At 65.9% G+C, this 12,329-nt stretch carries 14 protein-coding genes and 1 pseudogene; 5 read left to right on the top strand and 10 right to left on the bottom strand.

From position 1 onward, the window contains the following. Entirely contained in the window at positions 1–462 is a 462-nt protein-coding gene (locus CAG41_RS01780) for a TIGR02444 family protein (protein ID WP_085581131.1), read from the top strand. On the opposite strand, the gene CAG41_RS01775 is transcribed toward CAG41_RS01780, so the two are convergent. After that, a complete protein-coding gene (locus CAG41_RS01775) occupies positions 459–1,598 on the bottom strand; it encodes an AlgP family protein (protein WP_085655881.1) in 1,140 nt (379 codons plus the stop codon). The two genes, CAG41_RS01780 and CAG41_RS01775, sit on opposite strands and share 4 nt — an antisense overlap. Positions 1,599–1,790: 192 nt before the next feature. Between CAG41_RS01775 and CAG41_RS01765 the strand changes: the two genes are divergently transcribed. Next, complete coding sequence (locus tag CAG41_RS01765; protein ID WP_085581135.1) at positions 1,791–2,456, top strand: FKBP-type peptidyl-prolyl cis-trans isomerase; 666 nt, start codon at positions 1,791–1,793, stop codon at positions 2,454–2,456. A gap of 64 nt (positions 2,457–2,520) precedes the next feature. Here CAG41_RS01765 and rsd read toward each other — a convergent pair whose 3' ends face one another. From rsd to CAG41_RS29075, 8 genes and pseudogenes are all read right to left on the bottom strand, one after another. Beyond that, entirely contained in the window at positions 2,521–2,991 is a 471-nt protein-coding gene (gene rsd, locus CAG41_RS01760; RefSeq protein ID WP_085581137.1) for a sigma D regulator, read from the bottom strand. A gap of 181 nt (positions 2,992–3,172) precedes the next feature. After that, positions 3,173–3,715 (bottom strand): disulfide bond formation protein B, encoded by a 543-nt coding sequence (locus CAG41_RS01755; RefSeq protein ID WP_085581139.1) that lies wholly within the window; start codon positions 3,713–3,715, stop codon positions 3,173–3,175. 219 nt (positions 3,716–3,934) lie between these two features. Next, complete coding sequence (locus CAG41_RS01750) at positions 3,935–5,173, bottom strand: heme biosynthesis protein HemY (RefSeq protein ID WP_085581141.1); 1,239 nt, start codon at positions 5,171–5,173, stop codon at positions 3,935–3,937. Then, positions 5,170–6,315, bottom strand: a complete 1,146-nt coding sequence (locus CAG41_RS01745; protein WP_085630157.1) for a uroporphyrinogen-III C-methyltransferase — start codon at positions 6,313–6,315, stop codon at positions 5,170–5,172. The genes CAG41_RS01750 and CAG41_RS01745 overlap by 4 nt, the downstream gene beginning before the upstream one ends. A 16-nt stretch (positions 6,316–6,331) precedes the next feature. Next, positions 6,332–7,099 carry a uroporphyrinogen-III synthase gene (locus CAG41_RS01740; protein ID WP_085706651.1) on the bottom strand — a complete coding sequence of 256 codons (768 nt, stop codon included), beginning with the start codon at positions 7,097–7,099 and terminating at the stop codon, positions 6,332–6,334. Continuing rightward, the gene (gene hemC, locus CAG41_RS01735) at positions 7,096–8,037 is read right to left on the bottom strand and encodes a hydroxymethylbilane synthase (protein ID WP_085581147.1); all 942 of its coding nucleotides are present in this window, start codon (positions 8,035–8,037) and stop codon (positions 7,096–7,098) included. The genes CAG41_RS01740 and hemC overlap by 4 nt, the downstream gene beginning before the upstream one ends. A 127-nt stretch (positions 8,038–8,164) precedes the next feature. Further along, a complete protein-coding gene (locus CAG41_RS01730) occupies positions 8,165–8,911 on the bottom strand; it encodes a LytTR family DNA-binding domain-containing protein (protein WP_085630161.1) in 747 nt (248 codons plus the stop codon). Beyond that, positions 8,908–9,027, bottom strand: a pseudogene (locus tag CAG41_RS29075) (sensor histidine kinase); the annotation flags it as partial. The pseudogene CAG41_RS29075 and the gene CAG41_RS01730, both read right to left, overlap by 4 nt. Before the next feature lie 322 nt (positions 9,028–9,349). Here CAG41_RS29075 and argH point away from each other — a divergent pair. Next, positions 9,350–10,744, top strand: a complete 1,395-nt coding sequence (gene argH / locus CAG41_RS01725; protein WP_085581152.1) for an argininosuccinate lyase — start codon at positions 9,350–9,352, stop codon at positions 10,742–10,744. Here the strand turns inward: argH and CAG41_RS01720 are convergent. Then, complete coding sequence (locus tag CAG41_RS01720; RefSeq protein WP_085693794.1) at positions 10,698–11,378, bottom strand: glutathione S-transferase family protein; 681 nt, start codon at positions 11,376–11,378, stop codon at positions 10,698–10,700. The genes argH and CAG41_RS01720 overlap by 47 nt on opposite strands. A gap of 123 nt (positions 11,379–11,501) precedes the next feature. Here CAG41_RS01720 and CAG41_RS01715 point away from each other — a divergent pair, with 123 nt between their 5' ends. Both CAG41_RS01715 and CAG41_RS01710 read left to right on the top strand, forming a co-directional pair. After that, complete coding sequence (locus CAG41_RS01715; RefSeq protein WP_085581156.1) at positions 11,502–11,786, top strand: hypothetical protein; 285 nt, start codon at positions 11,502–11,504, stop codon at positions 11,784–11,786. A gap of 192 nt (positions 11,787–11,978) precedes the next feature. Then, positions 11,979–12,227 carry a TIGR02647 family protein gene (locus CAG41_RS01710; RefSeq protein WP_085581158.1) on the top strand — a complete coding sequence of 83 codons (249 nt, stop codon included), beginning with the start codon at positions 11,979–11,981 and terminating at the stop codon, positions 12,225–12,227. Positions 12,228–12,329: the final 102 nt, after the last annotated feature.

Here is a 12,329-nt window from a genome sequence, read left to right as displayed (position 1 = left end):
ATGTCCTCTGACCTGTGGAGCTTTGCCCTGGCCGTCTACGCCCGTCCGGACGTGGAGGCCGCCTGCCTGCGCCTGCAATCGGCGGGGGCGAACGTGTGCCTGATGCTGTGCGGCCTGTGGCTTGAACAACGAGACGCGACCTGCGACGACGGGCGCGTGCACCAGCTTCGGCACATCACCGACCCTTGGGACCGCGACGTGGTCCAACCGCTTCGGGCACTGCGCCTGCAATGGAAAGACGCGGCCGACACCGACCCGCTGCTCAAGGGCATGCGGGAGCAGATCAAGGGGCTGGAACTGGAAGCGGAGCGCGCGCTGCTGTCGCGGCTGGAAGGCGTGGCCCAGGGTTGGGCGCGGAACTCGAAAGAGTCGAGCGACTGGCTCGAAGGCCTGGCCGGCGAGGCGGCCAACCTGAACCGCGACGCGCTGCGGGTGCTGCGCGTCGCGGCGGCCGGCGCTTAGGAGGCGCTGGTCGGGGTGCTGGCGACGCTCGACACGGCGGCCGGCGCAGGTGTGGGTGCGCTGGTCGGGGTGGCGGCGGTTGGGGCGGTGGCGGCTGCAGGTGCAGCAGCGGCCGGCTTGGCGGCGGCAGCGGTCACCGGCTTGGCGACAGGCTTGGCGGCGGCCGGTTTTTTCGCGGCAGGTTTGGCTGCTGGTTTGGCGGCTGGCTTGGCCGCAGGTTTTGCAGCCGCAGGCTTGGCGGCGGTGGTCGCAGGCTTCGCCGCAGCGGCAGGTTTGGCAGGCGCTTTTGCCGCAGGTTTGGCTGCGGGTTTGGCGGTGGCCGGCTTGGCGGCAGGTTTCGCGGCAGCGGTCTTCGCAGCCGGTTTCGCTGCGGGTTTCGCCGCTGGCTTGGCTACGGGTTTCGCGGCAGGTTTCGCTGCGGGTTTAGCGGCTGCGGTCTTCGCCGGGGCGGCTTTGGCGGCTACCGGTTTAGCGGCGGCCGGCTTGCTGGCGGCAGCCTTGGCCACAGGTTTAGCGGCGGGTTTGGCCGCAGGCTTGGCGGTGCTGGCCACTGCCGGTTTCTTCGCGGCAGGTTTGGCGGCAGCCTTCGTCGGCGCTTTGGCGGCTACAGGTTTCGCGGCAGGCTTGGCCGGTGCCTTGGCGGCAGCGGTGTTGGCGGCGGCAGGTTTTGCAGCGGGTTTCGCAGCCGGTTTGGCGGCGGCTTTCTTGGCCGGTGCGGCGGCTGCCGGTTTGGCCGTACGGGCAGACAGCGCCTTGCCGGCGGCTTCCTGCACACGACCCACGCCTTGGGCCAGTTTCAGGCTTTCCTGGGCATCGCGCTTGAGTTGCAGGATGTAGCTGCGGGTGTCGGACTGACGGCCCTTCAGCGCGTCGAGCAGGTCTTCGAGTTCCTTCACGGCCGACTTGGCCTTGGCCTGCGCCTTGGCTTTGCCGGCGGCGGCGGCGTCTTGCAGTTTGGTGCGGGACTTGTGCAGTTTCTCTTGCGCCTTGCCGCGTTGCTTCTCCAGTTTGGCGAGCAGTTTTTCAGCATCAGCCAAGGCTTGGGAGCATGCGTTTTCCAGATGTTCGAGCAGGCTGCCCGAGAGCTGTTGGAGTAAGTGCAACGGAGTGTTTACGGGCTTCTTGGTGGCCGACATGGTTTACCTCCTGGCTGACGTGAGTGCGGCTCATACTAGACCTCTGCTGCTACCGCCGCTAGGGCATGTTGACAGTATCGAAAGCGCTCGGTTGCAGCGCTGCGCAAAACTTCTGCGCACAGACAAAAGCAGTTCACCGTTGCAGGTGTCTGCGCTGGCATAATCCACCGCAATTCAGGATGGAGAGTGCCCATGCCGCGCTACCTTTTTTTATCCCTCTGCCTGGTTTTTTCCGTCGCCCAGGCCGACGAGAAAACCACTGCGAACGATGCCCATGACCTGGCCTACAGCCTGGGCGCCAGCCTCGGCGAACGCCTGCGCCAGGAGGTGCCGCAACTGCAGCTTCAGGCGTTGATCGACGGTTTGCAGCAGGCCTACCAAGGCAAGCCGCTGGCCTTGAGCGAGGCGCGGATCGAGCAGATCCTGGCCGACCACGAATCGCGCAACGCCGAGCAGGCATCGCAGCCTTCGAGCGAGGCCGCGATGGAAAACGAACAGCGCTTCCTCACCGCCGAAAAGGCCAAGCCCGGCGTGAAGGAACTGGCCGACGGCATCCTGATGACCGAGCTTGCGCCCGGCACCGGCACCAAGGCCGGCCCCGACGGCAAGGTGCAGGTGCTGTACGTCGGCCGGCTGCCGGACGGCACCGTGTTCGACCAGAACACGCAGCCGCAGTGGTTCAACCTCGACAGCGTGATCGCCGGCTGGCGCACCGCGTTGCAGAACATGCCGGTGGGCGCGAAATGGCGACTGGTGATCCCCTCCGATCAGGCCTACGGCGCGGACGGTGCCGGCGACCTGATCGCACCGTTCACGCCGCTGGTGTTCGAGGTCGAATTGAAGGGCGCGACCGGCTGACCGCGCAAACGAAAAACGGTGCGCCATGGCGCACCGTTCTGTGTGTCTTGCCCAAGGGTCGCCGTCAGGCCTGAACCGGGGCTTCTTCCTTGTGGGCGTTGTGCAGCACTTCGATCAGGCAGTCTTCCAGCTCGAAGCGTTCGTGCAACAGCACGCCCAGATTCTTCAGCTCTTCCGCGAAGCGCTCGGTGTCATTGCACTGGCCCTTGTGGCAGTGGTCATTGAAGTCCAGGGCAAGCTGCGTGATCTCGTCGATGCGCGGCCCGATCTGCTCCGCAAGTTTCAGCCCGCGCTTGTCATGGAACGCCTTGGCTTCATCGCTCAATTGTTCATGCACTTCGAAGTGCCAAGCGGACACGTAATCGACGAGGATCTGGCAGAACCGGCCGTTCTTCGACTTGTCGGCGAACGCGGGTTTGGCATCGCGCAGTTTGCTGAACGCGGTCACCAGCTCCTCACGCTCCTGGAGCCAGCGGTCGATCAGCTGATGAACTCCACCCCAACGTTCCTGAGCACTCTGACAACTTTCGAGCATGGCGATCTCTCTTCCCTTGTGGGTCACTGCTCTACACCCGCGCCCCTCTTGTGAAAACGGATTCGGAGGCTGCCGGGCAGAGCGTCATTGAGCAACTGAATTGCAATGACACGTGCGGGCCAGATTATTCCCGCAGGCCAGTGGCTTCAAGGTACGCAGGCGACAAAGTTCATACAAGCGTTTAATCCCGAATCAACAGCCGGTGCGACGCTTCGCCGCCGAACGGACGCTGCACCGCGCCCCAGAGCAGACGCAAGAGCTGGTAGACCGCCAGGATCGACATGCCGAGGAAAAACAGCAGGCTCCACTCCGGAATGCTCAGGTCGAACAGCGTCCAGGAGATCTCGGCGCAGTCGCCGTGGTCGTTGAACATGCCTGACAGCGCGCACATCCACGACAGCGGCGTTTCTGGGGCCGGTATGCAGTTCGCCAACTGGTGCAGCGGGTCGCTCTGCCACAGCACCTGGCGCCAGGCGGCGGTCATGCCCCCGGCGCTGGCGGCCAGCGCCGACATCCAGTAAAGCGACAGGCCCACCCGCCGCGGCCCATGCACCGCCGCCACACCGCAGCAGACGAACAGCGCGACCAGGAACAGGCGCTGCACCAGGCACAGATGGCAAGGCGTCAGGCCGACCGTGTATTCGAGGTAGTAGGAAGCCCCCAGGGCCAGAGCCCCTGCCATGAAAGCCATGAAAAACAGGGAGCGTGAGCAGGTCAACGACATGGCTTATCCGCAACAGTAAAGACAGGCAGTTACGGTAGAGGAAAGCGCGCCGGCCTTTCAAGGCGGGGCACTGCCGACACTTCACCAGAGGTGTAGGGAAATCCCGACAGGTGCGAGAGGATTAGATGTAGTCCCGTGTAGGACGCTGCCTAAGACCCAGATCAGCAGTAACTTTTCTGGCGTCGGGCGTTAACGGGGAGCACGCTCCCCGTCACTCCTTCAGGCACGGGCCGGCACCGGCAACGGTGCGGCCAGCAGACGGTCATCCAGCAGGCCCAGCCCTTCCTGGAACAGCTGATTGCTGCGCTCGGTGTCGCCGAGACGGGCCAACAGGCGGGCGAGTTCGGCACAGGCCTCCGGGTTGCGTTGCGTGCGCAGGCTGCTTTCCAGGTAGTCCCGCGCCTTGCCCCACAAGCTGGCTTGCAGGCACAGGCGACCCAGCGTCAGCAGCAGGCTCGGATCGGCGGGATGTTCCTTGAGCCACCCCTCCGCCGTCTGCAACTGACGCGCCGGATCGTTGCCGCGCACCAGACCGTACAGGCGCGCCAGGTGGCTGTCGTACTGGCGCTTGAGGGCATTGCGCAGCACTTCTTCCGCCTCGACCTGCGCGCCCAACTGACGCAACTGCTCGGCGTAGGCCAGCACCAGCGGCGCCTCCTGACGCTGGGCGGAGGTGAGCTGCTGCCAGGCCCGCTCAAGGGATTGCTGGCCGACCGTGCCGTCCTCTTCACGCTGGGCCGCCAGCGACAGGTTCTGGCCCCAGGCACGGCGCTCCAGCTCCGTCAGTTCGGCCGGCGGCAAGACTTTGTCCTTGCGCAGTTCCGGCAACAGCCGGATCACGGCCGACCATTCCCCGCGCTGCTGATGCAGCCGTTGCAACTGGCGCAGGGTCTGGGCGTTGTGGGGATGGCGCCCGTGCATGGCCTGCAGCGTTTCCAGGGCGCCGTCGGTGTCGCCGCGGTCGGTCTGCAACTGCGCGTGGCTCAGGGCGATCGCCAGTTCGGCCTGGGGCTGACGCTCCAGGGCGCGCTCCAGCAAACGGTCGCATTCGTCATAGTTGCCCTGCTCGTTGGCGGCACGGGCGGCGCCGAGGTAATACAGCAACGGCTGGCGCTCGGCTTCGGCGGCCCGGTACAGGTGACGCTGGGCGCTGGCCCAGCGGCCTTCGGCCAGATCCAGCTGCCCGTGCTCGATCGCCACCTGCACGCGCCGGCTGCGGTTGCGCCGCGACCACGGGTTGACCACCCCGCCGGACGTCAGCACCAGCTCGACCAGCGCCTTGACGGCCCAGATCAGCAGCCACAGAACCGCCACCAGCGCCAGGGTCGCCCACAGGCTCGACTCATAGCGGAAGCTCTTGTACGCGACCAGCACGTAACCGGAATGCTGGGCGATCGCCAGACCCAGCGCCGCCGTGACGGCGATGGCCAGAAACACGATCACATACAGGCGCTTCATGGCGTGGCCTCCTGCGCCGTGCCGGCGGCCGGTTTGGCGAACGGCTTGACCGAGTCTTCGGCATTGACGTTGCGCCGCTCGAGATAGGCCTGCACCGCGCTCAGGGTGCCGGCCAGATCCGGCGTGCTGACCGTCACCGGCTGCTGGCTCAGCTCGGCCACTTGCTCCAGCATGATTTTGCTTTGCGGGTTGTCCGGATTGAAGTTGCCCTTGAGCACGTCCCGCGCCTCGGCCAGCGCCTGGGCGTACACCGGCGCCTGCCCGTTGAGCGCTGCCCACTGCGCCTGCTCCAGCGCCAGGCTCAGGGCCAGGCGCACCTGGCTCAGGCTCTGCCCGGCCAGCAGCGGCCGCACGTTCTTGTCGGCGTTGAAGTCGATGCGGATGTACCGCGAGACCTGATCCCACCATTGCGCCCAGCGGCTGGCCCCGTCGCCGTCGGCCGTCAGGCCCAGCAGGGATTCGCCGCGGTCCTTGTACTCGGGCGCCAGTTCGGTGAGTTCGATGACCTGATCGCGCAGGGCGCCCAGGCGCAGGAACAGGCCGGTGCGGTCCGGCTGCGCGGTGCTGCGCAGGGCCACCAGGGTTTTCGCCACTTGCTCGCGGGCGGCGAACGAACCGGGATCGTTCTGTTCGCGCAGGATCTCGTCGGCGCCCTGCACCAAGGCCTGGGCGCTGCTGACGTCCTGCAGCGCCGACAGGCGCAGGCTGGCCAGACGCAGCAGGTGCTCGGCCTCGGCCAGTCGCCAGTCCTTGCGGCTGGCGCCGAGGACGGTTTCCAGACGCTGGTTGAGACGTTGCTGATCGCCCTGCAACTGCGTCACCAGCCGCTGGCGCTCATCGAGCTCGTCGGCGCCCGGCAATTGCCCGAGACGTTCGGTCAGGCGCTGCTCGTTGAGCTTGAGCGACTGCGCCTGATCGTTCAGCGCCTGCACCTGGTCCAACTGCTGCCGGGTGTCGGCCTGCAGGTGACGCACCTGCCACACGCCCCAGCCGCCGACCGCGACGCCGGCGGCGCCCAGCAGCAATGCCACGATGGCCAGTCCGTTTCCCCGACGCGGTTCCCGGGCCGGTGGTGGTGGTACGTCAACCGGTGCATCGATCACAGGTTGAACATCATCTTTAGGCAAGGCTGTTTCGCTCACGTATCCATCCTTTGCATTAGAGAACGGGCACGGGATGCTCCCGTAACGCCGTCAGCAAGGCCGCGGCACTGGCGCCGCGGCAATCCACAACTGTTCGGGCCCCGGCGGCACGCGCCTGTTCGGCGACCCTTGGGCTTGGAACAAACAACGGCAACTGCGCCACCTCGGGCCAGGCGTCGCCGGCCAATTGGCGCAGGTGCTCGAAACCCTGTCCACTGCTGACCACCAGCCCGTTCAGGCGTTCCGATCCGATCCTGCGCGTCAGCTCCCCTGGCGCGCAGACCGGCAGGTCGCGGCGGTACAGCTCCAGATACTCGACACTAGCACCAAGCGCGCGCAGGCGCTCGGCGAGCAGCTCGCGCCCGCCCTCGCCGCGCAGGATCAGCACCCGCGAACCGGGCCGCGCCACCGCCTCGCGCAAGCGCTCCAGGCGCAGCAGTGCTTCGCTGTCGTCGCCCTCGTCCGGGAAGTGGGTGTCCAGCCCCCGGTCCTTCAGAATCTGCGCCGTCGCCGCGCCGACGCTGAACCAGGGCAACGACGGCGGCACGTCTGCGCAAGCGTCCAGCAGTTGCACGGCCAGGCGCGCCGCCGGTTTGCTGACCACGATCACCGCAGCGCACTGCGCCAGTTGCCCCAGGGTCCGGCGCATTGTGTCAGAGACCGCCAAAGGGACGATCTCCAAAAGCGGCAGGCAGCTGCTGAAAATCCCCTGCTGCGCCAACACCTCGGCCAGCGCCGTGCAGTCATCCGCCGGACGGGTCAGCAGCAGGCGCCAGCCGGTCACTCGTGACCTGCCTCGCCGTACACTGCCTTGAGGATGTCGTCGGCGCCCTGGCCGAGCAGGTCTTCGGCGACCTGCACGCCCAGCGACTCGGCCGCCTCGCGCGGGGCCCGGGCCTGGGCGCTGAGCAGCTTGCCGCCGCTCGGTTCGCCCACCAGGCCGCGCAGCCACAGCTGATCGCCTTCCAGCACGGCGTAGCAGGCAATCGGCACTTGGCAGCCGCCGTTCAGGTGTTTGTTGAGGGCACGTTCGGCGGTCACCCGCGAAGCGGTGTCGGCGTGATGCAGCGGCGCCAGCAAGGCATGGATTTCGCGGTCGGCGCTGCGGCATTCGATGCCCACGGCGCCCTGGCCGCCGGCGGGCAGGCTGTCGTCGACGCTGATCGCCGAAGTGATGCGGTCTTCGAAGCCGAGACGGATCAGGCCGGCCGCCGCGAGGATGATGGCGTCGTACTCGCCTGCGTCGAGCTTGGCCAGACGGGTGTTGACGTTGCCGCGCAGGAAGCGGATCTCAAGATCCGGACGGCGGGTCAGCAATTGGGCCTGGCGGCGCAGGCTGGACGTGCCGACGATGCTGCCGGCCGGCAGCGCGTCGAGGCTGGCGTAGGTGTTGGAGACGAAGGCGTCACGCGGGTCTTCACGCTCGCAGATGCAGAACAGGCCCAGGCCCTCGGGGAAATCCATCGGCACGTCCTTCATCGAGTGGACGGCGATGTCGGCTTCGTTCTCCAGCAGCGCGGTTTCCAGTTCCTTGACGAACAGCCCCTTGCCGCCGATCTTCGACAGCGGCGAGTCGAGCAGCTTGTCGCCGCGGCTGACCATGGGCACCAGCGTCACCTGCAACCCCGGGTGGGCCGCTTCCAGACGGGCTTTGACGAATTCGGCCTGCCAGAGGGCCAGAGCACTTTTGCGGGTGGCGATGCGGATTTCGCGAGAGGACATGGATCAATCCGTACTGAATAGATACGGCGGATGATAACAGCTCAGCCAAATCCACTTTGACTTGAATCAGCAAGCGCACGGCCTCCCTGGCCCGTGTGCCTGACAGAAAGAAGCGACGGACGCCGGGTCAGAGCCCCTGCATCATCTTGCGCACGCCCGCCACATGCCGGCGGCTGACGATCAAGGCATCGCCGTTCAGGCCTTTGAGGTAGAGCTGGAAGTGCCCCAGCGGCGTGCGCTGCAGCCGCTCGATGCGCTCGCGCGCCACCAGGGCGTTGCGGTGGATCCGCACGAAGCGCTCGCCGAACTCGTCCTCCAGCGCCTTGAGCGGCTCGTCCAGCAGGACTTCGCCGTGCTCGTGGCGCAGGGTCACGTATTTGTGGTCGGCGATGAAGTACACCACCTGATCCAGGGGAATCAGCTCGATGCCTTTGCGGGTCCGGGCGCTGATGTGGCTGCGCGGACCGTTGCCGCTTTCGGCGGCGGGACGGGTCAGGGCCGAGAGCTGGGCCCGGTTGGGACGTTCGGCCCTTTTCAGGGCATCCTGCAAGTGTTCGGTTCGCACGGGTTTCACCACATAGCCCACGGCACCGGCCTTCAGGGCCTCCACGGCAAATTCATCGGAACCTGTGCAGAACACCACGGCGGGCGGGGTTTCTCGTTCGCACAGACGGGCAGCGACCTGCAGGCCATCCAGGCCCGGCATGCGGATATCGAGCAGCACGATATCCGGCTTGTGACTGTCGATCAGGGCCAGCGCCTCTTCGCCATTGGTGGCGCTGGGCTCCAGGACAGTGTAACCCCCGAGTTCGCTCACCATTCGGCTGAGGCGCTCGCGGGCCAAGGGTTCGTCATCAACGATCAGGACATTCATATTGCGCTGGATTCCTGCGTGAGTCTCGCACAAGGATAGCGTAGACAGGTGGAGTGACGTCCGTCACCGCGAACCACGCTAAGACTAGCGCGGACGCCGAAAAGTGCCGTACGTCGGCCGGCAAAATTTGCCGGTGCCCGGATCCTGCGCCTTGCGCAGGGCTTGCCGATGGCCAAAGCTCCCACCCCTCTCTTTTTCTTGGCCGGCGCCCGAACCGCATTTGCGCCGACCCTTCAGTCCAACTGTAGACGTTCGTCGGGCCGACATTGCTCAATCGGAAAATATCGTTGCGCAAATCGCGACGGCGACGGCGGCGATTGTGGCGCAGGGGATGAGAAAAAAACGTTTCGACCAGTGTCAGCGACAGGATCGGCAACCCTGTTATCATCCGCGCCAGCATTTGCAGCCTTCTTTCTCCAAGCCGATACGAGCGAATTCATGAGCACTGACAAGACCAATCAGTCCTGGGGCGGCCGCTTCAGTGAGCCCGTCGACGCCTTCGTCGCCCGCTTCACCGCCTCCGTCACTTTCGACCAGCGCCTGTATCGCCACGACATCATGGGCTCGATCGCCCACGCCACCATGCTGGCCAAGGTCGGCGTGCTGACGGATGCCGAGCGCGACAGCATCATCGACGGGCTGAAGACCATCCAGGGCGAGATCGAGGCCGGCCAGTTCGACTGGCGCGTGGACCTGGAAGACGTCCACATGAACATCGAAGCCCGCCTGACCGACCGCATCGGCATCACCGGCAAGAAGCTGCACACCGGCCGCAGCCGCAACGACCAGGTCGCCACCGACATCCGCCTGTGGCTGCGCGACGAGATCGACCTGATCCTGGCCGAGATCACCCGCCTGCAGAAAGGCCTGCTGGAGCAAGCCGAGCGCGAAGCCGGCAGCATCATGCCGGGCTTCACCCACCTGCAGACCGCTCAGCCGGTGACCTTCGGCCACCACATGCTGGCCTGGTTCGAAATGCTCAGCCGCGACTACGAGCGCCTGGCCGATTGCCGCAAGCGCACCAACCGCATGCCGCTGGGCAGCGCCGCGCTGGCCGGCACCACGTACCCGATCGACCGCGAATACACCGCGCAGCTGCTGGGCTTCGACGCCGTGGGCGGCAACTCGCTGGACAACGTGTCGGACCGCGACTTCGCCATCGAATTCTGCTCGGCGGCCAGCATCGCGATGATGCACCTGTCGCGCTTCTCCGAAGAGCTGGTGCTGTGGACCAGCGCGCAGTTCCAGTTCATCGACCTGCCGGACCGCTTCTGCACCGGCAGCTCGATCATGCCGCAAAAGAAGAACCCCGACGTGCCGGAGCTGGTGCGCGGCAAGACCGGCCGCGTGTTCGGCGCCCTGATGGGCCTGCTGACCCTGATGAAAGGCCAGCCGCTGGCCTACAACAAGGACAACCAGGAAGACAAGGAACCGCTGTTCGACGCCGCCGACACCCTGCGCGACTCGCTGCGCGCGTTCGCCGACATGGTGCCGGCGATCAAGCCCAAGCACGCGATGATGCGCGAGGCAGCCCTGCGCGGCTTCTCCACCGCCACGGATCTGGCCGACTACCTGGTGCGCCGCGGCCTGCCGTTCCGCGACTGCCACGAAATCGTCGGCCATGCGGTGAAGTACGGCGTGGACACCGGCAAGGACCTGGCGGAAATGAGCCTCGAAGAACTGCGCACGTTCAGCGACCAGATCGAACAGGACGTGTTCGCCGTGCTGACCCTGGAAGGCTCGGTCAACGCCCGTGACCACATCGGCGGAACCGCACCGGCCCAGGTCAAGGCTGCCGTGGCCCGCGGCCAGGCCCTGCTCGCCGCCCGCTAAGGGCCAAAGGCATCGCCGCTTCCTTGTCCGCCGCGATCTTCTGCACGTGCGGATTCTCCTCCAGCTGTTCCAGCAGCGCCTTGGCCTTCGGCATCTCTGCCAGCAGATCCACCCCGAACAGCTTTTGTCCGACCGCGCAGGCCAGCGGTACGCTGTACAGGAAATACAGATCCGCCACACTCAGGCGGTCGCCCGCCACGTACGGCGCGAACTTGCCGTGCCGGCCCAGGGCGGCGAAGCCCAGCAGCAGTTCGGCCTTGGTCTTCTCCTTGATCGCCTCAGGCACCGTCGCGCCGAAGAACGCCTCGCCGTAGCAGGCACGGCCCGGCAGCTCGATGTACAGCTCGATCTCCTTGGCCAGCGCCAGCACCTGCGCCCGCTCGAACGGGTCGGCAGGCAGCAGCGGCGCACCTTGGCCGGTCTGTTCGAGGTATTCGAGGATCACCGATGTCTCATTGATGTAGCCGGGGCCGGCCCCCAGCACCGGCACCTTGCCGCGGGGGCTGATGGCCAGTGCCTCCGGGGTCTGCGTCGGGTAGAACGTGACCTCTTCGAAGGGCAGGCCTTTCTCCAGCAGCGCCAGCTTGACCATGTTGTAGTAGTTGCTGACAGCGAATCCGTACAGTTTGAACATCACATAGCCTCCAGGCCGTGCGGGGTGGGCAGTGCCTGTTTATAGATCCTGCGGGGGATTCGCGCCACCGGCATCACGGCGCTGAATGAGGGTAGACTGACGCCTTTTGCACAGGAGCCTGCCATGAGCGAGCCAACCGACATCGACAACGACGAAGAAGCCTTCACCGAGTCCACCCTGATCGAGGCCGTCGAGAACCAGATCGAAAGCGAGAACCCGCCGGCGGCCAAGGCCACGTTCAACAAGCTGACCCTGGTCGGCTACGAACGCGAGGACATCCTCAACCTGATGGCCCATGTGCTGGCCTACGAGATCGACGCCATGCTCGACGAAGACCGGGCGTTCGACACCCAGTGGTACGAGACGGCCTTGCGCGCGCTCCCTGAGCTGCCGCCGGAAAAGCAGTGAGCCCGACCCAGTGGGAGCGCGCCCGCTCCCACACAATTTGTCACCCATCTCTGCGGCCCGGCGCCGGCGCCTGACTACACTGGACTCCACCCCCAAGAAGGAAAAAACCCGGTCGGCGGCACTGGACAGGCCGCAACGGCAGGTTCACCTTAGGGGCGCTGTCGCTCAATTCCTAGAAAGTCTGGAGTCCTTATGTCGCTTACCCCTGAGTTGGTTGCCGAACTGGAAGTCCTCGCACTCTTCAACCTGGACAGTTCCCAGGAAGGTCTGAAGATTCATCAGACCGCCGCCCCGAAACACATCGCCGCCGCCAAGAGCCTGTTCCAGAAAGAACTCATCGACCAGGTCGACGGTGGCTACCTGACCAGCCTGGGCCGCGATGCCGCAGAACACGTGCAGAGTCTGCTGACCATCCTCGACGTCGCCGAAGAAACCGCCTGACCTTCTCCCCCATTGCCCACGGAAACCCCTGCCACGGGCTTTCCGCGGGCCAGCCCGGCGGCCTGCCGGTGCCGGCGCTGGAAAAATGGCGCCAAAAAACAA

Source organism: Pseudomonas sp. B35(2017) (assembly GCF_002113645.1).
GTDB lineage: Bacteria > Pseudomonadota > Gammaproteobacteria > Pseudomonadales > Pseudomonadaceae > Aquipseudomonas > Aquipseudomonas ekonensis.
The sequence above is the reverse complement of the archived record's forward strand: the minus strand, read 5'-3'. Positions and strand labels throughout refer to the sequence as shown.

Coding starts and splice junctions, on each gene's coding strand:
- CAG41_RS01715 (WP_085581156.1), top strand. CDS start 11,502: ATGAGCGAGCCAACCGACATCGACAACGACGAAGAAGCCTTCACCGAG.
- CAG41_RS01755 (WP_085581139.1), bottom strand. CDS start 3,715: ATGTCGTTGACCTGCTCACGCTCCCTGTTTTTCATGGCTTTCATGGCA.
- CAG41_RS01775 (WP_085655881.1), bottom strand. CDS start 1,598: ATGTCGGCCACCAAGAAGCCCGTAAACACTCCGTTGCACTTACTCCAA.
- CAG41_RS01710 (WP_085581158.1), top strand. CDS start 11,979: ATGTCGCTTACCCCTGAGTTGGTTGCCGAACTGGAAGTCCTCGCACTC.
- CAG41_RS01730 (WP_085630161.1), bottom strand. CDS start 8,911: ATGAATGTCCTGATCGTTGATGACGAACCCTTGGCCCGCGAGCGCCTC.
- CAG41_RS01780 (WP_085581131.1), top strand. CDS start 1: ATGTCCTCTGACCTGTGGAGCTTTGCCCTGGCCGTCTACGCCCGTCCG.
- CAG41_RS01750 (WP_085581141.1), bottom strand. CDS start 5,173: ATGAAGCGCCTGTATGTGATCGTGTTTCTGGCCATCGCCGTCACGGCG.
- CAG41_RS01765 (WP_085581135.1), top strand. CDS start 1,791: ATGCCGCGCTACCTTTTTTTATCCCTCTGCCTGGTTTTTTCCGTCGCC.
- CAG41_RS01720 (WP_085693794.1), bottom strand. CDS start 11,378: ATGTTCAAACTGTACGGATTCGCTGTCAGCAACTACTACAACATGGTC.
- hemC (WP_085581147.1), bottom strand. CDS start 8,037: ATGTCCTCTCGCGAAATCCGCATCGCCACCCGCAAAAGTGCTCTGGCC.
- rsd (WP_085581137.1), bottom strand. CDS start 2,991: ATGCTCGAAAGTTGTCAGAGTGCTCAGGAACGTTGGGGTGGAGTTCAT.
- argH (WP_085581152.1), top strand. CDS start 9,350: ATGAGCACTGACAAGACCAATCAGTCCTGGGGCGGCCGCTTCAGTGAG.